General features: G+C 65.1%; 20 protein-coding genes. 7 read left to right on the plus strand and 13 right to left on the minus strand.

All coding sequences use genetic code 11. The features are described from left to right. Positions 1-226: 226 nt before the first annotated feature. Positions 227-1234 carry an RluA family pseudouridine synthase gene (locus tag V3596_RS03740; RefSeq protein ID WP_334276251.1) on the minus strand — a complete coding sequence of 336 codons (1008 nt, stop codon included), beginning with the start codon at positions 1232-1234 and terminating at the stop codon, positions 227-229. A 56-nt stretch (positions 1235-1290) separates the two neighbouring features. Between V3596_RS03740 and V3596_RS03745 the strand changes: the two genes are divergently transcribed. After that, positions 1291-2154 carry an outer membrane protein assembly factor BamD gene (locus V3596_RS03745; RefSeq protein ID WP_334276252.1) on the plus strand — a complete coding sequence of 288 codons (864 nt, stop codon included), beginning with the start codon at positions 1291-1293 and terminating at the stop codon, positions 2152-2154. Between the two features lie 60 nt (positions 2155-2214). On the opposite strand, the gene V3596_RS03750 is transcribed toward V3596_RS03745, so the two are convergent. Together V3596_RS03750 and V3596_RS03755 are read right to left on the minus strand one after the other, a co-directional pair. Further along, positions 2215-4107, minus strand: a complete 1893-nt coding sequence (locus tag V3596_RS03750) for an ATP-dependent DNA helicase (RefSeq protein ID WP_334276485.1) — start codon at positions 4105-4107, stop codon at positions 2215-2217. 150 nt (positions 4108-4257) lie between these two features. Beyond that, the gene (locus V3596_RS03755; RefSeq protein ID WP_334276253.1) at positions 4258-4461 is read right to left on the minus strand and encodes a YdcH family protein; all 204 of its coding nucleotides are present in this window, start codon (positions 4459-4461) and stop codon (positions 4258-4260) included. Positions 4462-4525: 64 nt separating this feature from the next. On the opposite strand from V3596_RS03755, the gene V3596_RS03760 reads away from it, so the two are divergent. Then, the gene (locus V3596_RS03760) at positions 4526-5293 is read left to right on the plus strand and encodes a PP2C family protein-serine/threonine phosphatase (protein ID WP_334276254.1); all 768 of its coding nucleotides are present in this window, start codon (positions 4526-4528) and stop codon (positions 5291-5293) included. A gap of 14 nt (positions 5294-5307) precedes the next feature. Here V3596_RS03760 and V3596_RS03765 read toward each other — a convergent pair whose 3' ends face one another. The 5 genes from V3596_RS03765 to V3596_RS03785 form a co-directional block, all read right to left on the minus strand. Further along, positions 5308-5925, minus strand: coding sequence for a hypothetical protein (locus V3596_RS03765; RefSeq protein WP_334276255.1), 618 nt, complete (start codon positions 5923-5925; stop codon positions 5308-5310). Positions 5926-5939: 14 nt separating this feature from the next. Then, positions 5940-7040, minus strand: coding sequence for a cell division protein ZapE (gene zapE, locus V3596_RS03770; RefSeq protein WP_334276256.1), 1101 nt, complete (start codon positions 7038-7040; stop codon positions 5940-5942). A gap of 62 nt (positions 7041-7102) precedes the next feature. Then, positions 7103-8527 (minus strand): dihydrolipoyl dehydrogenase, encoded by a 1425-nt coding sequence (gene lpdA, locus V3596_RS03775; protein WP_334276257.1) that lies wholly within the window; start codon positions 8525-8527, stop codon positions 7103-7105. Between the two features lie 15 nt (positions 8528-8542). Beyond that, a complete protein-coding gene (gene odhB / locus V3596_RS03780; protein WP_334276258.1) occupies positions 8543-9802 on the minus strand; it encodes a 2-oxoglutarate dehydrogenase complex dihydrolipoyllysine-residue succinyltransferase in 1260 nt (419 codons plus the stop codon). 38 nt (positions 9803-9840) lie between these two features. Then, positions 9841-12696: a 2-oxoglutarate dehydrogenase E1 component gene (locus V3596_RS03785; RefSeq protein WP_334276486.1), complete on the minus strand. Its 2856-nt coding sequence runs from the start codon at positions 12694-12696 to the stop codon at positions 9841-9843. 381 nt (positions 12697-13077) lie between these two features. On the opposite strand from V3596_RS03785, the gene V3596_RS03790 reads away from it, so the two are divergent. The 4 genes from V3596_RS03790 to V3596_RS03805 all read left to right on the plus strand — a co-directional run bounded on the left by V3596_RS03790 (position 13078) and on the right by V3596_RS03805 (position 17481). Then, a complete protein-coding gene (locus V3596_RS03790) occupies positions 13078-13920 on the plus strand; it encodes an isopenicillin N synthase family dioxygenase (RefSeq protein ID WP_334276259.1) in 843 nt (280 codons plus the stop codon). Positions 13921-13989: 69 nt separating this feature from the next. Next, a complete protein-coding gene (locus tag V3596_RS03795) occupies positions 13990-14289 on the plus strand; it encodes a hypothetical protein (RefSeq protein WP_334276260.1) in 300 nt (99 codons plus the stop codon). 58 nt (positions 14290-14347) lie between these two features. Continuing rightward, positions 14348-15919, plus strand: a complete 1572-nt coding sequence (locus tag V3596_RS03800) for an ABC transporter substrate-binding protein (protein ID WP_334276261.1) — start codon at positions 14348-14350, stop codon at positions 15917-15919. Continuing rightward, on the plus strand, positions 15916-17481 hold the full coding sequence (locus V3596_RS03805; RefSeq protein ID WP_334276262.1) for an ABC transporter substrate-binding protein: 1566 nt from the start codon (positions 15916-15918) through the stop codon (positions 17479-17481). The genes V3596_RS03800 and V3596_RS03805 overlap by 4 nt, the downstream gene beginning before the upstream one ends. A 6-nt stretch (positions 17482-17487) precedes the next feature. Here the strand turns inward: V3596_RS03805 and V3596_RS03810 are convergent, their stop codons facing one another. From V3596_RS03810 to V3596_RS03825, 4 genes are all read right to left on the minus strand, one after another. Then, on the minus strand, positions 17488-18444 hold the full coding sequence (locus V3596_RS03810) for an NAD(P)H-dependent flavin oxidoreductase (RefSeq protein WP_334276263.1): 957 nt from the start codon (positions 18442-18444) through the stop codon (positions 17488-17490). A gap of 26 nt (positions 18445-18470) precedes the next feature. Next, entirely contained in the window at positions 18471-20258 is a 1788-nt protein-coding gene (locus V3596_RS03815) for an acyl-CoA dehydrogenase (RefSeq protein ID WP_334276264.1), read from the minus strand. Between the two features lie 82 nt (positions 20259-20340). Further along, entirely contained in the window at positions 20341-21273 is a 933-nt protein-coding gene (locus V3596_RS03820; protein ID WP_334276265.1) for an electron transfer flavoprotein subunit alpha/FixB family protein, read from the minus strand. Between the two features lies 1 nt (position 21274). Further along, a complete protein-coding gene (locus V3596_RS03825) occupies positions 21275-22024 on the minus strand; it encodes an electron transfer flavoprotein subunit beta/FixA family protein (RefSeq protein WP_334276266.1) in 750 nt (249 codons plus the stop codon). Between the two features lie 186 nt (positions 22025-22210). Here V3596_RS03825 and murI point away from each other — a divergent pair, with 186 nt between their 5' ends. Further along, positions 22211-23002, plus strand: a complete 792-nt coding sequence (murI, locus tag V3596_RS03830; protein ID WP_334276267.1) for a glutamate racemase — start codon at positions 22211-22213, stop codon at positions 23000-23002. Here the strand turns inward: murI and V3596_RS03835 are convergent. After that, entirely contained in the window at positions 22999-24282 is a 1284-nt protein-coding gene (locus V3596_RS03835) for an MFS transporter (RefSeq protein WP_334276268.1), read from the minus strand. The two genes, murI and V3596_RS03835, sit on opposite strands and share 4 nt — an antisense overlap. Between the last annotated feature and the right edge of the window lie 108 nt (positions 24283-24390).

Here is a 24390-nt window from a genome sequence, read left to right on the forward strand (position 1 = left end):
CTTGCTGGCGGGCGGTACTTCTCTGGGCCCGTGGGGCTGCGCCTGCGCCGCGCTCATGCATTCAGCGCGGAGGGAGGACAACGTCGGGGCGGGTGCTGAGCGCTTGGGAGCGGGCCCTACCGGGCTCGGTGGCAGCTTGCTCAGCGGTTTCGATGCGGTGCGGACCCGACCACCAAGGGCCGATCGCGACCAGGGTCGCATCGTTAAGGGTGCATTGTAGCCTGCCTCAGCCAGCGAGCTCTCCGAGGCGGGGTTCGGGCAAACCCAGGGTTGCCCAGGCGGCCTGCAAATCGGCCGGCAGAGGCGCCTCGAAAACCAGGGGCGCTCCGCTGATCGGATGGGCCAGGCTCAGCCGCGCCGCATGCAAGGCCTGCCGGGCCAGGCCCAGGGCCAGCACGCCGCCGTACAGCGGGTCAGACACCAGCGGATGGCCGCGTGAAGCCATGTGGACACGGATCTGGTGGGTGCGCCCACTGTGCAGCACGCAATGCACGGCACTGATGACGCGGGTCTCCCACGACTCGGTGCCGAGCGGGAAGACATCGGTGCGCGAAGGCTTGCCAGTGGCCAGCACGGCCATCTTGACCCGCGAGACCGGGTCGCGCTTGAGCGGCGCATCGATTTCCAGCGGCGCGAGCACCCGGCCATGGGCCAGGGCCAGGTACTCGCGGTGCACTTCACGCGCCGCGATCATCCGCGTCAAGGCGGTGACCGCCTCCAGCGTCTTGCCTACCACCATCAAACCCGAGGTGTCCTTGTCCAGGCGATGGACGATGCCGCCGCGCGGCAAGGTGGCGGCGCCCGCATGGTGCGCCAGCAGCCCATTCATGATGGTGCCCGACCAGTTGCCGGCTGCCGGATGCACCACCATGCCAGCCGGCTTGTTCAGCACCAGCAGGTGTTCGTCCTCGAGAACGATGTTCAGCTCCATGGGCTCGGCGCGGAAGGCCCGGCTCTCGGCCGTGGGCTGCAGGTCGATCTCGATCTGCTGGCCGGCCTGGACCTTGCGGGAGGCAGAGCTGGCCGCCTGGCCGTTGACGCGAACGCAGCCGCGCTCGATCAGGGACTGCAGGTGGTTGCGCGAGAACTCCGAAGCCATCTCGACCAGGCAGCGGTCCAGGCGCTGGCCATGCCAGGCCGGGCCGGCCTCGGCGCGCCGGCACTCGACCCCGTCTTCGGCCTCGGCTTCCTCGTTGCCCAGAACTGTCCCCAGGTCGATGCCCAGCTGGTCCATATAATCAGGTTTCCTATTTCTGCTTCGGGTCGGCGACGCCAGCCCCTCTAGGGATCATGAGTGAAAAATCGCTGGGGCATCTGAGCCCCAAGCATGCGTCGTCCAAGCAGCTGTCGCTGTCAAGGGGTGGCCGTCTGGCCGTCTGGCTGGTGGGCGCTGCTGCGCTGGCGCTGGCGGGCTGCTCGACCGAGCCCAAGGATGATCCGAATTCCCAGACCAGCCTGGATAAATTGTACGCAGAGGCCAAATCCGACCTTGAGGGCGGCGGCTATGACCGCGCGATCAAGACGCTGGAACGCGTTGAAGGCCGCGCGGCCGGCACGCTGATGGCGCAGCAGGCCCAGCTGGATCAGGCCTGGGCCAATTACAAGAGCGGTGAGCGTGCAGCGGCCATCACGGCACTGGACCGCTTCATCAAGCTCAACCCGTCCAGCCCGGCCATCGATTACGCGCTATATCTGAAGGGCGTTGTCAATTTCAACGAAGACCTGGGCCTGTTCGGCCGGCTGGCGAGCCAGGACGTCGCCGAGCGCGATCAGCAGGCATCGCGTGACGCGCTGCTGGCTTTCCGCCAGCTGGTCGACCAGTTCCCGAACTCGAAGTACGCCGAGGACTCCAAGGTCCGCATCGACTTCATCACCAATACGCTGGCGACCTACGAGGTCCACGTGGCCCGCTACTACTTCAACCGCAATGCCTTCGTGGCCGCGGCCAGCCGCGCGCAAAACGCGGTGACGGAGTTCCCGCGCGCACCGGCCGCCGAAGAGGCGCTGTACCTGATGGTGCAGAGCTACGACAAGCTGGGCCTGACCCCCTTGCGTGACGACGCTCAGCGCGTGCTGGTCAAGAGCTTCCCGCAAAGCAAGTTCCTGGCCCAGGACGACCCGGAGAAGAAGAAGGCCTGGTGGAAGTTCTGGTGAGCTGACAGGCCTGCTGAATCAAGCTGAATCATGAGAAGCGCGTGCCGGTCACGCGCTTTTTCATTGCTGTTGCTCGTGCGCCGCAGCCAGCTCCTGCAGCCAGTCCAGGGCCTCACCCTCCTCGGCCAGGCGGGTCATCGGCGGCAGCGCGTCGCGCAGCCGGCGGCCATAGTTCATGCCGGCCATGCGCGGGTCGCAGACGACCAGCAGCCCCCGGTCCCGCTCGCTGCGAATCAGGCGGCCGCCGCCCTGCTTCAAGGCAATGGCCGCCTCGGCAATGAAATAGTCGGCAAAGGCATTGCGGCCCGCGGCTTCAAGGCGCTGCACCCGCGCTTCGACGAGCGGGTCATTCGGCGGCGGGAAAGGCAGCTTGTCGATCAGCACGCATTGCAACGCGTCGCCGGGCACGTCGATGCCTTCCCAGAAGCTGGCGGAGCCCACCAGCACCGTCCGCGGGTCGGCCATGAACTGAGCCAGCAAGACGCGCTTGGTGGCGGTGCCCTGCTGCAGGACGCGGATGCCATCGCCCTGCTCTTCAAAAGCCTGGCGCAGGGCCTCGCCAATCGACTGCAGATTGCGCAGCGTGGTGGTCAGGACGAAGGTGCGGCCACCAAGTTCACGTGCACAGCGAGCCGCCAGTGCCGCCACCTCGGCCGGATGATCGGCTTCGCTCGGCTTCGGGAAGCGGCGCGGAATGTAGAGCCGCGCGTGACCGGCATAGTCGAAGGGGCTGCCCACCTTCAACACCGTGGCATCGTCCAGGCCCGCAGGCTCGGTGAACCAGCTCAGATGCTCGTCGTCACCCAGGGTGGCTGATGTGAACACCCAGGCCTTGGGCGGGCCGGCCAGTTGCTCCTGCATGGCCTGGCGAATGTCCAGCGGCGATTCGACCAGGCGCGCCTGCTGCGGGCTCAGGTCTATCCAGCGAACCGCGCCTTCTTCGGCCTTGTCGGCAAAGCCTTGGGCCAGCTTCTCGAGCTGCTCGGCGCGCTCATGAAGGCGCTGGAAATCCGGCGAGTTCTCGATCACCGTCGCCAGCGTCTCGCGCGCCAGCCGCGCCGCGTCGGCCACCTCGCCCAGGGCCTCGGCAAAGCCGGGCCGCTCGGCACGTTCCTTCCAGGCCAGCTTGAGCAGGCCGCGCACCTCGCGCCCATTGCCGGAGAGTGGCCCGGCGCACGCCAGTCGCAACTCGCGCGCCGCCAGTTCCAGCCGGCCATGCAGACCCTGCCAATCCTGGAGGCCCCGCGCCTGCGCCAGGCCCTGGCCCAGCACATCGCGGGCAAAGTCGAGCATCTGCGCCGTGCCCAGCATCGTGCCGAGGAACTGAACGCCGACCTCGGCCAGTTGATGCGCCTCATCGAACACCGCCAGCTCGACCGAGGGCAGGAGCTCGGCCACGCCGCTCTCGCGGAGCGCCAGGTCGGCAAAGAACAGGTGGTGGTTGACCACGACGATGTCTGCTTCCATCGCTTCGCGCCGCGCCTTGACGACGTAGCAGTCGCGGTAGTCGGGGCACTCCGAGCCCAGGCAGTTGTCACGGGTCGAGCTGACGATGGGGATGATCGGTGAGCGCTCGTCCAGGCCCTCCAGCTCGGCAAAGTCGCCGCTGCGGGTCTCCTGCGCCCAGCGCTCCACGCGCGCAAGCGCCAGCACCGCGCGCCGATCCGGCAACTCAGCACCCTGGCGCGCCTGCTTCAGGCGATGGGTGCAGAGGTAGCTGCCCCGGCCCTTCAGGAGCGCAGTGCGCACCGGCACATGCAGCGCCTCGCAAAGCCGCGGCAGGTCGCGGAAGAACAGCTGGTCCTGCAGATTCTTGGTGGCAGTGCTGATCAGCGCCCGGCTGCCGGACAGCAAGGCGGGCACAAGGTAAGCAAATGTCTTGCCGACGCCGGTGCCGGCCTCGACCACCAGCGTCTCGCGCCGGGCGACGGCGCGAGCCACGGCCTGCGTCATCTGCAGCTGCTGCGCGCGCGGTGAATAGCCCTCGTCTGCACGGGCCAGCGGGCCACCGGCGTCAAAGGCGGCGGCCACCCATTGCTCCAGCTCGCTGGGCGCCTCGGCCCCGGCGAGGACGGTGAGTTCAGGAGTCAACGGGAGTCCAAATCAGGCAGGTTCCTGGGGGGCGCAGGCAAGCTCCAGGCGGGCGATCTGGTCGCGCAGCGCGAGGCGACGCTTCTTCAGCCTTTGCAAGGCCAGTTCGTCCAGCGGCTGCTGGTCGGCCAGACGGTCGATCATGCCGTCGAGATCGGCATGTTCCATGCGAAGCTCGATCAGGCGGCGCGACAGCGAGTGAAGTTGTTCGTCCATGGCGGCTCAGGTTCGCGATTATAGTTTTGCATCGACGCGCACCTTGGAAATTGTTCCAAACGACATGACACGCAGCTCACCGGGCTTCAGGCTCAATGCCGCCACCGGCACCCACCGCGGCGACCGGCTCTACCAGCAGGACCAGGTCGAAGTGATCAGTCACCCGAGGGCGCCTGGCTGGATGCTCGCGGTGCTGGCCGACGGCATGGGCGGCAAGAGCGGTGGCCGCAAGGCGGCCGACCAGGTCGTCATGACGGCCCAGCAACTCTTCGACCGTTTCGTTCCCGACGAAGAAAACCCGGCCGAGATGCTGCGCCAGCTGGTCTCGGAAGCGCACCTGATGATCAAGCTGACGGCACTTTCCACCGAGGAAGAGCCGCACAGCACCATCGCCGCCTACATGGTGGGTGCGGATCGGCGCTGCTACTGGATTCATACCGGCGACTCGCGCATCTACCTGTTCCGCGGGCCGAACATGATCAAGCGCACCCTGGACCATTCCTATGTGCAGCGCCTGGTCGACGAAGGCCAGATCACCGAAGACGAGGCGATCAGCCATCCGCAGTCCAACCTGCTCACAGGTTGCCTGGGCACCGTGCAGGACCCGACACCGACCGAAGACCAGATCGAGCGGCTCGAGATCGGCGACAGCCTGCTCAGCTGCAGCGACGGCCTCTGGCACTACTACAACGAGCGCGAGCTCGGCACCGTGGTGCACAGCCTGCCGCCGCGAGAAGCGGCCGAGCTCTTGATCAGCAAGGCCCGCCAGCGCGCCAAGGGCAGTGGCGACAACCTGTCGATGAGCCTGGTGCGGCTGGACCCGATCAGCTGAAGCCGCAGACAGACTCAGTGGCGGCTTGTCGCTGAAGCAGCCGGCAGCGCCGCAATCGAGGCAGCAGTCGGCACAGGCAGGCTGGCGGAGGGCGTGCCGGCGCGGCGAGCATTGCGCTCCTGCACCGACTTGGCATGGGCAGCCAACGCAGCCTGCCTTCGCTGGGCCTGATATATGCGCTCGGCCGCCTGTTCTTCATCTTTCGCGAGCTTCTCTGCCCTGCGTGCTTCCAGCTCAGCCTGGGACCTGGCTACGCGCTTCGGTACGGCTGGCTGGCTGGCAGTCCGCGCCGGACGAACCGCCGGCGCCGAAGCCACCCCATCCATCTGGCGCACCGAGCTGCGCAAGGATTGGGCCAGGGCTCGATTGGCACGCTCTTCGTCGTCGAGGCTGCGCTCACGTTCAAGCAAAGGTTTCAGCCTGGAACGATGCTCGGCCATCGCCTTGTCGCGGCATTTGTTGACCTCGAACCGCTTGGCGCAATCGGCGAGTCGTTGCGCATGCAGGGCCTCCAGCTCATGCTGCTGTCGACGCAGCTGCGCGCGCTCGCTGTCCGTGTCTTCAGCGGGTCGCGACAGCGCCGGCAGGCAGGACGTGGCAAGCACCAACAGCAGCAGCAGATGGCGAGGCATGGGCAGCATGCTCCTCAGGTCAGCGAGGTATCGACTTCGCGCCGCTCCAGCGACAGGTATTCCTTGGACTGCATTTCCTGCAGCCGGGAGACGGTGCGCGGGAACTCATGCGCCAGCGGGCCCTCGGTGTAAAGCTGCTCAGGCGCCACCGCGGCCGAGATGATCAGCTTGACTCGGCGGTCGTAGAGCACGTCCACCAGCCAGGTGAAGCGGCGCGCCTCGCTGGCAAGACGCACCGGCATCTCAGGCACGTTCGCGAGGATCAGGGTATGGAACTGCGTCGCAAGCTCCAGGTAGTCGTTCTGCGAGCGCGGGCCACCACAAAGCGTAGCGAAGTCGAACCAGACCACACCGCCGGCTCGCCGCCGCGCACGCAATTCGCGGTGCTCGATGTGCAGGAGCGGGTCTTCGTCGCGCGCTTCGGCCAGCGACTCGAACGCTTGCGTCAACGCCGCGTCGGCCTTGTCGTCCAGCGGCGTGTGATACAGCTCCACATGCTCCAGCGAGCGCTGGCGGTAGTCGGTGCCATGGTCGACATTGATCACCTCGAGCTTCTCCTTCAAGAGCTCGATGGCTGGCAGGATGCGGTCCCGATGCAGGCCGTTGGGGTACAGCCCATCGGGATGGAAGTTGGACGTGGTGACGATGGACACGCGGTGCTTGAACATCGCGTCCAGCAGCCGGTGCAGGATCATCGCGTCGGTCACGTCGGCCACATGGAACTCGTCGAAGCAGATCAGGCGGAAGCGCTTGGCGATGCGTTTGCCCAGTTCCTCCAGCGGGTCGGCGATGCCTTTCAGGTCCTGCAGTTCGCGGTGCACCTCGCGCATGAACTCGTGGAAGTGCAGGCGGGTCTTGCGCGTCAGCGGCACGGCCTGGAAGAAGCAGTCCATCAGGAAGCTCTTGCCGCGCCCCACACCACCGTACATGTAGACGCCTCGCGGCAGCGGCGGGCGCATCAGCAGCTTGGTCACCGCGTTGCTGCGGCGGGCCTTGTAGTCGGCCCATTCATCCTGGCAGCGCTGCAGGGCCGCCACGGCGCGCAGTTGCGCCGGGTCGGCGGTGTAGCCGCGCTCTTTCAGGGTTTGCTGGTACAGCTCGGTGACCGAGGTCATGCGTCAGGATTCCAATAAAAAAGGGCGACCCGTGCCGCCCCTTGCTTCGTCTCAGACAAGCATTAGAAGTTGAGCGTGCGCTTGTCGATGGCCAGCGCCGCTTCCTTCGTGGCTTCGCTCAGTGAGGGGTGAGCATGGCAAATGCGCGCGATGTCCTCGGCCGAGGCCTTGAACTCCATCGCCACCACAGCTTCAGAAATCAACTCCGAAGCGAAGGGGCCGATGATGTGGACGCCAAGGATTTCGTCGGTCTTGGCATCGGCCAGGAACTTGACGAAGCCCTGCGTGTCGCCCAGCGCACGGGCGCGGCCATTCGCCAGGAAGGGGAACTGGCCGGCCTTGTAGGCCACGCCGTCAGCCTTGAGCTGCTGCTCGGTGCGGCCGACCCACGCAATCTCGGGGCTCGTGTAGATCACCCAGGGAATGGTGTTGAAGTTGACATGACCATGCTGGCCGGCAATGCGCTCGGCCACGGCCACACCCTCTTCCTCGGCCTTGTGCGCCAGCATCGGGCCACGCACCACGTCGCCGACCGCCCAGACATTGGGCAGGTTGGTCTTGCAGTCCGCGTCCACGACGATGGCACCGCGCTCGTCCAGCTTCAGGCCCACGGCCTCGACGTTCAGGCCGATCGTGTTCGGCACTCGGCCGATCGAGACGATCAACTTGTCGACATCCAGCTTCTGCTCGGCACCCTTGGCATCGGTGTAAGCCACCGACACGCCGCCCTTGCCGGACTTGACTTCGCTGATCTTGACGCCCAGCTCGATCTTCAGGCCCTGCTTCTTGAACAGCTTGGCCGCTTCCTTGGCGACCGACTCGTCGACCGCCGCCAGGAAGGCCGGCAGCGCTTCCAGCACCGTAACTTCGGCGCCCAGGCGACGCCAGACCGAACCCATTTCCAGACCGATCACGCCGGAACCGATCACGCCCAGCTTCTTGGGCACGGCGCCGACGCGCAGGGCGCCGTCGTTCGAGAGGATGTTCTCCTCGTCGAAGGCAGCGCCGGGCAGTGCACGGGCATTGGAGCCGGTGGCCAGCACCACATGCTTGGCCAGCACGGACTCTTCGCCCGCCTTCAGCTCGTACAGGCCGTCCTTGGCGGCGACGAATGAGCCGCGGCCGTGGAAGAACGCCACCTTGTTCTTCTTGAACAGGTAGAGGATGCCGTCGTTGTTCTGCTTCACGACGGTGTCCTTGCGGGCCAGCATCTTGGCCACGTCCATCTTGACCTCGCCGGTCGAGATGCCATGGTCCGCGAAGTGATGCGTGGCGTGCTCGAAGTGCTCGCTGGACTGCAGCAGGGCCTTCGAAGGAATGCAGCCCACGTTGGTGCAGGTGCCGCCCGGGGCCGGGCCGCCAGCCGCGTTCTTCCACTCGTCCACGCAGGCCACGTTGAAGCCCAGCTGGGCCGCGCGGATGGCCGCGATGTAGCCACCAGGGCCGCCGCCGATGACGACGACGTCGAATTGCTTAACAGCGCTCATGAATCGTCTCTCGGCTTAGATGTCGAACAGCAGGCGGGCCGGATCTTCCAGCGCCTCCTTCATCGTGACCAGACCCAGCACGGCTTCGCGGCCGTCGATGATGCGGTGGTCATACGACATCGCAAGGTAGTTGATCGGGCGCACGACCACCTGGCCGTTCTCGACCACGGCGCGGTCCTTGGTGGCGTGCACGCCCAGGATGGCCGACTGCGGCGGGTTGATGATGGGCGTCGACAGCATGGAGCCGAAGGTGCCGCCGTTGGAGATCGAGAAGGTGCCGCCGGTCAGGTCGTCCAGGGAGATCTTGCCTTCCTTGGCCTTCTGACCGAACTCGGCAATCTTCTTCTCGATGTCGGCAAAGCTCATCTGGTCCGCATTGCGGATGATGGGCACGACCAGGCCGCGCGGCGAGCCGACGGCGATGCCGATGTCGAAGTAGCCGTGATAGACGATGTCGTTGCCGTCCACCGAGGCGTTCAGCACCGGGTACTTCTTCAGAGCAGCAACAGCGGCCTTGACGAAGAAGCTCATGAAGCCCAGCTTGACGCCGTGTTCCTTCTCGAACTTCTCCTGGAACTTCTTGCGCATCTCCATCACCGGGGCCATGTTCACTTCATTGAACGTGGTCAGGATGGCGTTGGTCGATTGCGATTGCAGCAGGCGCTCGGCGACGCGAGCACGCAGGCGCGTCATCGGCACGCGCTGCTCGGGGCGATCGCCCAGGTTTTGCGAGATCGGTGCGGCAACCGCCGGCAGCGGCTTGGCCACGGCGGGCGCAGCGGCGACAGCCACCGGAGCGGCGACAGCAGCCTTGGCGCCACCAGCCACGGCGGCCAGCACATCACCCTTGGTGACACGGCCGTCCTTGCCGGTGCCGGAAACATCGCCGGTCGACAGATTGTTGTCGGCCAGCAGCTTGGCAGCGGCGGGCATGGCCACATCACCCTTGCCGGCAGCGGCCGGCGCAGGAGCGGCCGGCGGCGGCGCAGCAGGGCCAGCAGCGGCGGCAGGAGCGGCCACAGCACCGGCCTTGCCTTCGCTGTCGATGCGCGCGATGACTTCTTCGCTGACGACGCTGGAGCCGTCGGCCTTGACGATTTCAGCCATGACACCGGCGGAGGGCGCCGGCACTTCCAGCACGACCTTGTCGGTTTCGATCTCGACCAGGATTTCATCGACAGCCACGGCTTCACCGGGCTTCTTCTTCCAGGTCAGCAGCGTGCCTTCGGCAACGGACTCGGACAACTGGGGGACTTTGACTTCTACGATTGCCATGATTTGTTCTTTCGATTCTGTTCAGTACCGAGGCCGGCTCACTTGGTCAGGATGAAGCCCTTGAGCTTCGCGAAGGCCTGATCCAGCAGGGCCTTCTGCTGTTCCTGGTGCAGGTGCGCATAACCGCAGGCCGGCGATGCCGAGGCCGGGCGGCCGGCGAAACCGAGCTTCTGGCCGTCAAGCATGTTCTCGTGGATGTAGTGCTGCACGAAGAACCAGGCACCCTGGTTCTGCGGCTCGTCCTGGCACCACACGATGTCGGTCGCGTTCGGGTACTTCTTGATCTCGGCGGCGAAAGCCTTGTGCGGGAAGGGATAGAGCTGCTCGACGCGGATCACCGCAACGTCGCTGGCCTTCTTCTCATCGCGCTTCTTGACCAGGTCGTAGTAGACCTTGCCCGAGCAGGCGATCACGCGCTTGACCTTGGCGGCGTCGATGCCGGCATCCTGCTCCCCGATCACCGTCTTGAATTCACCCTTGGTGAAGTCAGTCAGCGGCGAGGTGGCGTCCTTGGCGCGCAGCAGGCTCTTCGGCGTCATGATGACCAGCGGCTTGCGGAACATGCGCAGCATCTGGCGGCGCAACACATGGAAGATCTGGGCCGCATTGGTCGGCTGCACGATCTGCATGTTGTTGTCTGCAGCCAGCTGCATGAAGCGCTCCAGGCGGGCCGAGCTGTGCTCGGGGCCCTGGCCTTCATAGCCGTGCGGCAGCATCATCGTCAGGCCGTTGGAGCGGCCCCACTTCACTTCGCCGGAGGCGATGAACTGGTCGATGACGACCTGCGCGCCGTTGACGAAGTCGCCGAACTGGGCTTCCCAGATGGTCAGCGTGTTCGGCTCTGCTGCGGCGTAGCCGTACTCGAAGCCCAGCACCGCCTCTTCCGACAGGATGGAGTCGATGACGGTGAACGGAGCCTGGCCGTCGGCAACGTTCTGCAGCGGGATGTAGGTGCCGTCATCCCAGTTCGCACGGTTCTGGTCGTGCATGACCGCATGGCGGTGGGTGAAAGTGCCGCGGCCGCTGTCCTCGCCAGACAGGCGCACCGGATAACCCGACGCGACCAGCGATGCAAACGCCATCGATTCGCCCATGCCCCAGTCCACATTGGTCTCGCCACGGCCCATCGCAGCGCGGTCGGCGTAGAGTTTCTGCACCAGGTTGTGAGCCGCAAAGTCCTTGGGCAGCGTCGTCAGCTTTTCAGCCAGGCGCTTCCATTCGGTGGCGGGAATGGCGGTGTCGCAGCTGTCCGTCCACTTCTTGCCCAGGAAGGGCGACCAGTCGGTGGCGAACTTGCTCTTGAAGTTGGTCAGCACCGGATCGACCGTGTGACGGCCTTCGTCCATGGCCGCACGGTACGCCTTGATCATCTCGTCCGGACCTTCGGCGCTCAGCACGTTCTGCGCGACCAGCTTGTCGGCGTAGACCTTGCGGGTGCCGGGGTGGGCACCGATCTTCTTGTACATCAGCGGCTGGGTCAGGGCCGGGGTGTCCTGCTCGTTATGGCCCAGCTTGCGGAAGCAGACGATATCGAGGACCACGTCCTTCTTGAACTCGGCGCGGTAGTCCATCGCCAGCTGCGTGGCCCACACGACGGCTTCCGGGTCATCGCCATTCACGTGCAGCACCGGCGCCTCGATCATCTTGACGACGTCGGAGCAGTACCAGGTCGAGCGCAGGTCGCGCGGGTCGCTGGTGGTGAAGCCGATCTGGTTGTTGATGACGATGTGGACCGTGCCGCCGGTGCGATAGCCACGGGTCTGGGCCATGGCCAGCGTTTCCTGCACGACGCCCTGGCCACCGAAGGCCGCGTCACCGTGCACCAGCACCGGCAGCACCTGGGCTCCAGCGGTGTCGCCACGGCGGTCCTGACGGGCGCGCACGCTGCCTTCCACGACCGGGTTGACGATTTCCAGGTGGGACGGGTTGAAGGCCAGCGACAAGTGGACCGGGCCGCCCGCGGTGGACACGTCGGAGCTGAAGCCCTGGTGGTACTTCACGTCACCGGCGGGCAGGTCCTCGGAAGCCTTGTGCTCGAACTCGGCGAACAGATCCTTGGGCATCTTGCCCAGCGTGTTCACCAGCACATTCAGGCGGCCGCGGTGGGCCATGCCGATGACGATTTCCTGCACGCCGCGCTCGCCGCCGCGCTTGATCAGTTCGTCCATCGCGGCGATGAAGCTCTCGCCGCCTTCCAGCGAGAAGCGTTTCTGGCCGACGTACTTGGTGTGCAGATAGCGCTCCAGGCCTTCGGCGGCCGTCAGGCGCTCCAGGATCGCCTTCTTCTTCTCGGCGCTGAAGCTGGGCTTGCTGCGGGCCTTTTCCAGGCGCTCCTGCCACCAGCGCTTCTCGGCCGGGTCGGAGCCGTGCATGAACTCGGCGCCGATGGAACCGCAGTAGGTTTCACGCAGCGCCTGCACGATCTCGCGCAGGGTCATGGTCTCGCCACCGAAATAGCTGTTCACGGCGCTGAACGAGATGTCCATGTCGGACTCGGTCAGGTCATAGAACGCAGGGTCGAGTTCGGGAATCTTGGGGCGCTCGGCGCGCTTGAGGGGGTCCAGCTCCGCCCAGCGATTGCCGAGGAAGCGGTAGGCCGCGATCAGCGACTGAACGTGAACCTGCTTGCGGGCAACGGCGAGATCGGCGCTGCTGGCCTTGTTGGCGAAGGCGTTGGCCTTGGCGCGCTGCGCGAACGATTCGATGACCGGCGCATGGGCCACATCGCGGGCCTCGGTGCCATCCGTCGCGGGGACATGTTGGAGCGCATCGAAATACGCACGCCAGTTGTCGGGCACGGAGCCCGGGTTGTCGAGGTAGGCCTCGTACATCTCTTCGACGTAGGGCGCATTGCCCCCGAACAGGTACGAGTTGGACCTGTATTGCTGCATCATTTCGCTCACCTCTTACCCCGGCTTCCAGGGATTTGGCTGGTTGATAAACCTTCCGCGACACGGCTCGACCGATTGGCGGATTGCGACCCACCTTTGCTGTTGCGGGCAAAAGGGACGGGAAGGACCATAAGTCTCAGGGCACGCACTTTAGCACTGCCAGCCGCTCCAGACCGACCCCGGCGACCCGATTTGTGCGGCAGGATTTGGCATTGGCTAGCTTCCACCGCTCATCTCATGCCCGCTGCCAGACAAGGCTCGCCTTCATGCCTGCGGAGGCGCCAAACGTTTGCGATCCAAGCTGCCATGGCCTAGACTTCGTCCCTGCACGGTCAGGCCCCGCCTTTGAATGGCCTGCCGTCGGGACACAGATCAGGAGTTCCCATGCAAGTTCGAGTCGTCGACTACCGCGCCGCAGACGCCGCGGAACAATTCACCCGCTCGCTGCACGAAACCGGCTTCGGCGTGCTGATCAACCATCCGATCCAGCAGGCCCTGGTCGAGAAGATCTACGCCGACTGGCTCGCCTTCTTCGGCACAGAAGAGAAGCACCAGTTCGCCTTCTCCAAGGAAAAGCAGGACGGCTACTTCTCCACCGAGATCTCTGAGACCGCCAAGGGCGCGACGCAGAAGGACATCAAGGAGTACTTCCACATCTACCCCTGGGGCCGGGTGCCGGCTCAATTGAAGGCAGATGCGGACTCCTACTACAAGCAGGCCAATGAGCTGGCTGCAGAACTGCTGTCCTGGGTCGAGCGCTACACGCCACCCGAGATCGCCAAGAGCTACCGCGAGCCGCTGTCCCACATGATCAAGGACAGCACACAGACCCTGCTGCGCGTGCTGCGCTACCCGCCACTGACCGGCAACGAGCCGGCCGGCTCGATTCGCGCAGCCGCACATGGCGACATCAACTTGCTCACCATCCTGCCCGCCGCCAATGAGCCCGGCCTGCAGGTGCAAGGCATGGACGGAGCATGGTTCGATGTGCCTTGCGACTTCGGCATGCTGATCATCAATATCGGCGACATGCTGCAGGAGGCTTCCGCGGGCTATTACCCCTCGACCCAGCACCGCGTGGTCAACCCGACCGGCGAAGGTGCCAAGAAGAGCCGCGTCTCGCTGCCGCTTTTCCTGCACCCGCGCAACGAGGTGGTGCTGTCGGACCGCTACACCGCCCACAGCTATCTGGAAGAGCGCCTGCGTGAGCTGGGCGTCAAGAAGTAGACGACTTCTGCCCGGTCAAACGCCGCTTCATCGAAGCGGCGTTTCTTATTGGCACCGCTACATTGCGGCATGGCCCAGCAACGCGTCATCCTGATACAGCCGCAAGCCCCGCCAAAGCCCGCCTTTGGTGCGCCCTGCAATGGCTGCGGCGTCTGCTGCCTGGCCGAACCCTGCCCGGTCGGCATGCTGCTGAGCCTGAAGCGGCACGGTGCCTGCGTGGCACTTCGCTGGGATGAAGCGGCGTGCCGGTATGTCTGTGGTGCCCTGCTTGCCGCGCCTTGGCCCGTGAACAAGCTGATGCAACGCTGGATTGCCGCCGGTGCCGGCTGCGACGCCGACTTCGAGGCCAGCGCCCCGGGCAAGCCCTAGCCTTTGCCTGAGGGTCGGCCGCTAGCATCCATCGTCAATGAATGGATGGAGTGAGCCTGTGCCAAAGACCTGGAAGTTCGCCGCCCTGCTGGCCCTTGGCATCGCCATGGGTACCCAGGCAGCCACGCTGCGCTGGGGCGCGCAGAACGACATCCTGTCGATGGATCCGCATTCGCAGAACCACACGACGACCACCGCCATCCTGATGCATGCCTACGAAGGCCTGACCCGCTACGGCCCCAAGTACGAGCTGGAACCTGCCCTGGCCACGAAGTGGACCTTCATCTCGCCGACCCAGGTGCGCTTCGAGCTGCGCAAGGGTGTCAAGTTCCACGACGGCACGCCGTTCACCGCCGACGACGTGGTGTTCAGCTTCAACCGCATCCGCCAGCCCCAGGGCACGATGCAGATCTACGTCACCGGCATCAAGGAGATCCGCAAGCTCGGCGAGCACGAGATCGAGATGTTGCTGGATGCGCCCAGCCCGCTGCTCTTGAGGAACATCGTCGACTTCCGCATTGTCAGCAAGCCCTGGGCCGAGAAGAACAAGTCGGTCAATGTGCAGGACTACAAGAGCAAGGAAGACAACTACGCCTCGCGCCATGTGATGGGCACCGGCCCATACAGGATCACCGGCTGGAAGCCCGATCAGGTGGTGACGATGGAGCGCCACGCCGGCTGGTGGGACCAGCACCGCAACAACATCACCGAGGTGCAGTACCTGCCGATCAAGTCGGACGCCACTCGCGTGGCCGCCCTGCTCTCCGGCGGAGTCGATATCCTCACCGACCTGCCTACCCAGGATGTGGCGCGCCTGAAGGCCGACCCGAGGCTCAAGATGATCGAAGGGCCCGAGACCCGCACCATCTTTCTCGCCTTGGATCAGGGCAGCGATGAGCTGAAGGGCTCAAGCGTCAGGGGCAAGAATCCGTTCAAGGACAAGCGTGTGCGCGAGGCGCTGGGCATCGCCATCGACCGCGAAGCGATCAAGCGCAACATCATGCGTGGCATGTCCATCCCGGCCGCTCTGCTGGTGCCGCCCGGTGTCAACGGCAACACGCCTGAACTTGATGCCGCACCCAAGGCAGACATAGCGCGCGCCAAGGCGCTGCTGGCAGAAGCAGGCTACGGCTCCGGCTTCGAAGTTCCCTTGAACTGCCCAAACAACCGCTACGTCAACGATGAGGAGATCTGCGTCGCCATCGTCTCGATGTGGGCCAAGATCGGCGTGCAGGCCCGGCTCGCCGCCCAGCCGATGTCGCAGCACAGCCTGGCCTTCCAGCGCTACGAGACGCCGCTCTACATGCTTGGCTGGGGCGTGCCCACCGGGGACGCACAGTTCACCTTGCAGGCGATCACGCACACCCGCACCAGCGGGCCGGACGGCAGCTTCAACTACGCCAAGGTCAGCGACGCCAAGCTCGATCACTTGATCGACGCGATGAAGGTCGAGGTCGACGCAGCCAAGCGCAATGCGCTGATCAAGGAAGCGTTGACCCGAGTGCGGGATGAACACTTGTTCATCCCCATCCATCACCAGATCCGCCCCTGGGCCATGCGCGCCAATGTCGAAACGGTGCATCGGCCTGACGATAGACCCGAAGCCCGCTTTGCGAACATCAAGCCATGAAAACTTCACTGCTCTTCGCTGTCGCCCTGCTTGCATCCACCTGCGCGTCCGCTGCGCCCCTGCGCTGGGCCGCGCAGAACGACGTGCTGACATTGGATCCGCACTCGCAGAACCACAGCACCACCACCAGCCTGATGGCCCATGCCTACGAAGGCCTCACGCGGCTGGATGCCAAGTACGAGCCCGAGCCCTGTCTGGCCACCAAATGGACCATGCTCTCGCCCACGCTGTGGCGCTTCGAGCTGCGCAAGGGTGTGAAGTTCCACGACGGCTCACCCTTCACGGCCGACGACGTGGTCTTCAGCCACGGCCGCGTGATGCAGCCCCAGGGCAATATGCAGATCTACGTCACCGGCATCAAGGAGGTGAAGAAGATAGACAGCAACACGATCGACCTGGTGCTCTCTGCGCCTACGCCGCTGCTGCTGCGCAACCTGCCGAACTTCCGCATCATGTCGAAGAGCTGGGCCGAAAAGAACAAGGCGCAGAACACGCAGGACTACAAGGCCAAGGAAGACAGCTACGCCTCGCGCAATGCGATGGGTACCGGACCGTACAAGATCGTCAGCTGGCAGCCCGACCAGAAGTTGTCCATGGTGGCCAATGAAGACTGGTGGGACCTCAAGAACCGCGGCAACGTGACCGAGATCAGCTACCTGCCGATCAAGTCAGACTCGACCCGCGTGGCGGCGCTGCTGGCGGGCGACGTGGACCTGCTCACCGACCTGCCCACGCAGGACGTGGCCAAGCTGCGCACCGATGCGCGCCTGAAAGTGATCGAGGGCGCCGAGAACCGCACCATCTTCATCGCCATGGACCTGGGCAGCGACGAACTCAGGGGCGCCAGCGTCAAGGGCAAGAACCCGTTCAAGGACAAGCGGGTGCGCGAGGCCCTGTCCATTGCCATCGACCGCGAGGCGATCAAGCGCACCATCATGCGCGGCCACTCGATCCCTGCGGCGCTGATGGTGCCGCCCAGCGTCAACGGCAACACGCCGGACATCGACACGCCGGCAAAGCCCGACCTCGCGCGCGCCAAGGCACTGCTGACCGAGGCAGGGTATGGCTCGGGCTTCGAAGTGCCCTTCCATTGCCCCAACAACCGCTATGTGAACGACGAGGAGACTTGCGTCGCCGTCGTCTCGATGTGGGCCAAGCTGGACATCAAGGCGCGCCTGATCGCCGCGCCCTGGTCGCAGCACACCCAGACCTACCAGCGCGGCGAGGCGGCGCTCTATCTGCTGGGCTGGGGTGTGGCCACCTTCGATGGCCAGTACACGCTGCAGGACATCATCCGCACCCGCACGACCGGGCCTGATGGCCACTCCAACTTCTCCAAGGTCAGCGACGCCAGGATCGACCAGCTGGTCGATGCAATGAAGGTCGAGACCGATGTGGCCAAGCGCAACGCCCAGATCCGCGAGGCGCTGCTGCGCGTGCGGGACGAGGTGTTATTCATCCCCCTGCATCACCAGATGCGGCCTTGGGCCATGCGGGCCAATATCGAGGCGCCGCACCGCGCCAACGACAGCCCGCTGAGCTGGCGCACATACGTCAAGTGATTCAGTTCAGCTGAGACTCAGTCGCTTGCGCGCCGCCTGGTATTCGCGTGCCAGGCGCTGCACCAGTTGCGCCGCAGGCACCACCTCGCGCACCGCGCCGATGCCCTGACCACTGCCCCAGATGTCCTTCCAGGCTTTCTTGGCACCAGCGCCGCCGAAGTCCATGGTCTTCACATCGCCTTCGGGCAGGTTTTCCGGGTCCATGCCGGAGGCCACGATGGAGCCACGCAGGTAGTTGCCGTGCACGCCGGTGAACAGGCTGCTGTAGACGATGTCGTCGCTGTTGCTGTCGACGATCATCTGCTTGTACTCGGCCGGCGCGCGCGCCTCTTCTGTGGCAATAAAGGCAGAACCGATGTACGCGAAGTCGGCGCCCATCGCTTGCGCGGCCAGCACCGCATCGCCCGTGGCCATCGAGCCCGACAGCGCCAGCGGGCCGTCGAACCATTCGCGGATCTCCTGGATCAGCGCGAACGGGCTCTTCACGCCGGCATGGCCGCCAGCGCCTGCAGCCACGGCGATCAGGCCGTCGGCGCCTTTCTCGATGGCCTTCTTCGCGAACTTGTTGTTGATGATGTCGTGCAGCACGATGCCGCCCCATGCATGCACCGCCGCGTTCACGTCTTCGCGCGCGCCGAGGCTGGTGATGATGATGGGCACCTTGTACTTTGCGCACAGGGCCATGTCGTGCTCAAGCCGGTCATTGCTCTTGTGCACGATCTGGTTGATCGCGAAGGGCGCAGCCGGCTTGTCCGGGTTGGCCGCGTTGTAGGCCGCCAGCTCGGTGGTGATCTCGATCAACCACTCTTCGAGCAGCTCGGCTGGGCGCGCATTGAGTGCCGGCATCGAGCCGACCACGCCGGCCTTGCACTGGGCAATCACCAGCTTGGGATTGCTGATGATGAACAAGGGCGAGCCGATGATGGGCAGCGGCAGGTTTTGCAGGATGGGGGGCAGGGCCACGTACAGCTCCGGGTTCTGAAAGGCGCTTAGAAGGAGTCCAGGGCCATCGCGGTGACGCTGTCCGCGCCTTCGACGATGGCATTGCGCAGCGCGCCGCAGCGCGGCAGGATGTGCTCTGCGTAGAAGCGCGCGGTAGCGATCTTGGCGGCCATGAATTCGGCGTCCTCGCCGAGCATGTCTTCCGCCACGATCAGCGAGCGCGCCAGCTGCCAGCCGGCCACCAGGTTGCCAGCCAGCATCAGGTAGGGCACCGAGCCCGAGTAGGCCGCGTTCGGGTTGGCCTTGCCTTGCGCGGCAATGAAGTCCACCGATTGCAGATAGGCCTCGCGAGCCGCTTTCAAGCGCTTGGCCACTGACTGCGATGCAGCGCTGCTGCGCGCAGCCAGCTCGCCCTCGGTCTTCTCGACCTGCGCCGCCACGGCCTTGGCCAGCGTGCCGCCATCGCGCGTGGTCTTGCGACCTACCAGGTCATTGGCCTGAATGGCGGTCGTACCTTCGTAGATGGTCAGGATCTTGGCGTCTCGGTAGTACTGGGCCGCGCCGGTTTCCTCGATGAAGCCCATGCCGCCATGCACCTGCACGCCGAGGTCCGTCACCTCCAGGCTCATCTCGGTGCTGTAGCCCTTGACCAGGGGCACCATGAATTCATAGAAAGCCTGGTTCTGCTTGCGCGTCTCGGCATCTTCATGGTGATGGGCCGCGTCATAGGCTGCGGCAGCGACGATGGACATCGCACGCGAGCCTTCGGTCAGCGAGCGCATCGTCATCAGCATGCGGCGCACATCGGGGTGATGAATGATGGTGGCGGCACCGGGCTTGGAGCCATCGACCGGGCGCGATTGCACGCGGTCACGCGCATAGGCCACCGCATGCTGGTACGAGCGCTCGGCAACCGCAATGCCCTGCACGCCCACGCCGAAGCGGGCCGCGTTCATCATCACGAACATGTACTCGAGGCCGCGGTTTTCCTGGCCGACCAAATAGCCCACGGCGCCGCCATGATCGCCGAACTGCAGCACGGCCGTCGGGCTCGCCTTGATGCCCATCTTGTGCTCGATCGACACGCAATGCGCATCATTGCGCGCACCCAGCGAGCCATCGGCATTGACCATGAACTTCGGCACGATGAAGAGGCTGATGCCCTTCACGCCTTCGGGCGCTCCGACCACGCGGGCCAGCACCAGATGGACGATGTTCTCGGCCATGTCGTGCTCGCCATAGGTGATGAAGATCTTGGTGCCGAAGATCTTGTAGGTGCCGTCCGCCTGCGGTTCGGCGCGGGTGCGCACGGCCGCCAGGTCCGAGCCGGCTTGCGGCTCGGTGAGGTTCATCGTGCCCGTCCAGCTGCCGTCGATCAGGTGCGGGATGTAGGTGGACTTCTGCTCGTCGGAGCCGGCCGTCAGCAGCGCTTCAATCGCGCCATCCGTCAGCAGCGGGCACAGCGCGAAGCTCAGGTTGGCGCTGTTGACCATCTCGCCACAGGCGGCGCCAATGGTCTTGGGCAGCGCCTGGCCGCCGTACTCGGCCGGATGCTGCAGGCCTTGCCAGCCGCCTTCGGCGAACTGGCGGAAGGCCTCCTTGAAGCCCTTGCTGGTGAAGACATTGCCGTCCTTCCAGTAAGAGGGGTTCTTGTCGCCTTCGACGTTGGTGGGTGCCACCACGTCTTCATTGAGCTTGGCACATTCCTCGAGCACTGCCTGCGCGGTGTCGACACCGTAGTCAGCGAAGGCGGGAATCTGCTCGGTCAGGGTCTGCAGGCCGGCGAGATGCTGCATGTCGAACAGCATGTCTTTGACGGGGGCGCGGTAGCTCATGGCTTGGTCTCCAGATACGAAAAGGCGCCGCAACCCTTGGGGAGGCGGCGCCTGTGAGGCTGTCTCTCTCGGGGAAACGTGATTACAGGCTGGCGACCAGTTCGGGCACGGCCGTGAACAGGTCAGCCTCAAGGCCGTAGTCGGCCACCGAGAAGATCGGGGCTTCCGGATCCTTGTTGATCGCGACGATCACCTTGGAGTCCTTCATGCCGGCCAAATGCTGGATCGCGCCGCTGATGCCGGCGGCGATGTAGAGCTGGGGCGCAACGATCTTGCCGGTCTGGCCCACTTGCCAGTCGTTCGGCGCGTAGCCCGCGTCCACCGCAGCGCGCGAGGCACCGAGGGCAGCGCCCAGCTTGTCGGCCAGCGGCGTCAGCACCTCATTGAACTTGTCGCTCGAACCCAGGGCGCGGCCACCCGAGACGATGATCTTGGCGGCGGTCAGCTCGGGGCGGTCGCTCTTCGTGACCTCGCGGCCAACGAAGGTGCTCTTGCCACTGTCGGCGGCGCCGGCAACGGTTTCAATGGCAGCGGCGCCACCCTCGGCGGCGGCCGGGTCGAAGCCGGTGGTGCGCACGGTCAGCACCTTGGTGGCGTCGCTCGATTGCACGGTGGCGATGGCGTTGCCGGCGTAGATCGGGCGCACGAAGGTGTCGGCGCTGACGACCTTGGTGACGTCGCTCAACTGAGCAACGTCCAGCAGCGCAGCCACGCGAGGGGCGACGTTCTTGCCCGAGGCCGTGGCCGGGAACAGGATGTGGCTGTAGCTGCCGGCAATGGCGATCACCTGGGCGGCCAGGTTCTCGGCCAGGCCGTCGGCCAGATGGGCGGCGTCGGCGTGGATCACCTTGGCCACGCCGGCGATCTGCGCGGCAGCGGCGGCGGCAGCAGTGGCGTTCGAGCCGGCCACCAGCACGTGCACGTCGCCACCGCAGGCCACGGCGGCCGTGACGGTGTTCAGCGTGGCGCCCTTGATGGAGGCGTTGTCGTGTTCAGCAATTACCAGAGCAGTCATCTCAGATCACCTTCGCTTCATTCTTCAACTTGTTCACCAGGGTGGCCACGTCCGGCACCTTGACGCCAGCGCCGCGCTTGGCAGGCTCCTCGACCTTCAGCGTCTTGATACGCGGGGTCACGTCCACGCCCAGGTCGGCCGGCTTGACGATGTCGAGCTGCTTCTTCTTGGCCTTCATGATGTTGGGCAGCGTGACGTAGCGCGGCTCGTTCAGGCGCAGGTCGGTGGTGACCACGGCCGGCAGGGAGAGGCTCACGGTTTCCAGGCCGCCATCCACCTCGCGGGTCACGGCCACCTTGCCGTCGGCCACTTCCACCTTGGAGGCGAAAGTGCCTTGCGGCAGGCCGGTCAGCGCAGCCAGCATCTGGCCGGTCTGGTTGCAATCGTCGTCGATGGCCTGCTTGCCCAGGATCACCAGCTGGGGCTGCTCCTTGTCAACCAGGGCCTTCAGGATCTTGGCCACGGCCAGCGGCTGCAGCTCGGCGTCGGTCTCGACCAGGATGGCGCGGTCGGCGCCGATGGCCATGGCGGTGCGCAGGGTTTCCTGGCACTGCGTGACGCCGCAGGAAACAGCGATCACCTCGGTGACCACGCCCTTTTCTTTCAGGCGCACGGCCTCTTCGACGGCGATTTCGTCGAAGGGGTTCATCGACATCTTCACATTGGCGATATCCACGCCTGTGCCATCACTCTTGACGCGCACCTTGACGTTGTAGTCGACGACGCGTTTGACGGGGACCAATACCTTCATGGCAGCACTCCAGAGCCTGATTGACGTTAACGTTAAGTGGATTCTACGGGTGGCCGCAGGTGCGCCAGAGTCGCCCTGATGTCTTTCGAGGCCCAGGCCCGCAGAAAAATAGCACGATCGTTCGATTTTAAACACAAGAATCGCTGCACCGGCGAGCTTCGGGCTGCAAGTAGACTGCCGCCCTCAATGAAGCAAGCAGCAGCGTCTCCCAGCATTGGCGTGTTCGATTCCGGCCTCGGCGGCTTGACCGTGCTGCGGGAGCTGCGTCGGCAAATGCCGGAGGTGCCGCTGCACTACATCGCCGACACCGCTCATGCGCCCTACGGCCAACGCAGCCCGGATTTCATCCAGGCCCGCAGCCTGGCCTTGAGCGAGCACCTCCAGGCGAGCGGCGCCGCACTGATCGTGGTCGCCTGCAACACCGCGACGGCCCACGCGATCCAGGCCTTGCGCCAACGCTGGCCCTCCCTACCCTTCGTCGGCACAGAGCCGGGCATCAAGCCCGCCGTGGCCGTAAGCAAGGCCGCGCGAATTGGCGTGCTTGCCACGCCGGCCACGATCACCAGCGCGCGCTATCAAGATCTGCTGGCAAGGCATGCCGGCCAGGCCCAGGTCTTCAGCCAGGCCTGCCCTGGGCTTGTCGACCTGATCGAGGCCGGCGATCTCGAATCGCCAGCGCTCAACGCCTTGATCGACCAACTTTGCGCGCCATTGCGCGAAGCCCAGGTCGACACGGTGCTGATGGGCTGCACCCACTATCCCTTGGTGCAGAAGCAGCTTCAGGCAGCACTCGGATCACAAGTGCTGATGCTGAACATCGAAACCGCTGTCGCGCACCAGGCTCAGCGCTTGTGGCCCCATGGCGCGAGCGGCGCCGGCATGCGCATCGAGACGACGGGCGACGCTGTTGCCATGCAGCGCTTCGTGCAGCAGGTGCTGGGCTGGCAAACCCAGACTGTCGAGCCCGCCTCGGTCTAACGCGTGGCGCGGGCCATGCCGCGCTCCATGTCGATGCCGCGCAGGATGAGCCAGCCAATCACGAAGAAAAGGCCGGTGCCCAGAATCGCCAACCGGTGGTTGCCGCCGCTGATCCAGGTGATCAAGCCATAGCTCAAGGGGCCGATGATGGCTGCCAGGCGCGTGGCAAAGGTCCACAGGCCGAAGAACTCACCCAGGCTGGCTGGCGGTGCAAATGAGCCGGCCAATGCGCGGCCGCAACTCTGACTGGAGCCCATGCACAGGCCGGCAATCACCGCCGCCACCCAGAACAGGCCCGGGCCTTGTGCCAGATAGGCCATGCTGACCATCACGACCCAGCCGCCCAGCGTGATGGCCAGTGCATGCTTGTGCCCGACGCGATCCTGGAAATAGCCAAAGCCGAACGCGCCAACGGCCGAAGCGATATTGACCAGGAACACCAGCGCCATGGTCTGCGCCTGCTTGAAGCCCAACGCCTGTTCGGCATAGACCGCCGCCAGCGCGATCACCACCGAGATGCCGGCCTGGTAGCTGGTGCCGCAGGCCAGGAAGCGCAGGAACTCGGGATAGGCGCGCGCCCGCTGCCAGGATGCCCACAGAGGGGCCAGGCCCGATGCCTTGGGCAGCGCTGCATTGGGAACTGTGCGTTCGCGCAGCAGGACGAAGGTCGGCGCCGCCGCCAGCGCATAGATGCCGGCGGTGATGTACATCGTGATCGGCACGAACTCGGTGGCCGGAATTCCTGCCGCCTGCGCATGAAGCACATATGCGAGGCTCAAGCCCAGCGACAGCATGCCGCCGAAATAGCCAAAGGCCCAACCCCATCCCGAGACACGGCCCAGCGATTCGCGCCGCGCGAGCTCGGGCAGGAATGCGGCGATCAGCGATTCGCCGTAGGAATAGCAGCAGTTGGAAACGATGACCGCAAGACCTGCACCCCACAGTTCACCGCGGCCTGCAAGCCCAAGCCCGATCGTGCTGAACACGCAGCCGGCGGTGCTGATCAAGAGCAGGCGCTTCTTGGCCGCATGGCGATCCGCATGCGCGCCAATCATCGGCATGGTCAGCATCACGATCAGGCTGGAGACCGCTATCAGGAGCGTCCACAGCAAGGTGGCGGACGGGCTGTTCTCGGCGATCACGCTGACGAAGTAGGCGTTGTAGACCGCGGTCAGCACCACCGTCGTGTAGCCCGAGTTGGCGAAGTCATACATCGACCAGCCGAAGACCTCGCGCTTCTTCACGCCGTCGTTGAGAAGGCTTTGATCAAACAGTCCCACGCTCGACTCCTTGGCAGATCCCTGCGTCCTTGCAGCGCCCTGGCGACGCGGCCCGCAGTGTGGCACAGCGGCCTGCCGAATATCATCGCGCGCTAGTCACGGAGACCT

The sequence above is a fragment of the Roseateles microcysteis genome (genome assembly GCF_036880965.1).
In the GTDB taxonomy this organism is placed as follows: domain Bacteria; phylum Pseudomonadota; class Gammaproteobacteria; order Burkholderiales; family Burkholderiaceae_C; genus JAUASW01.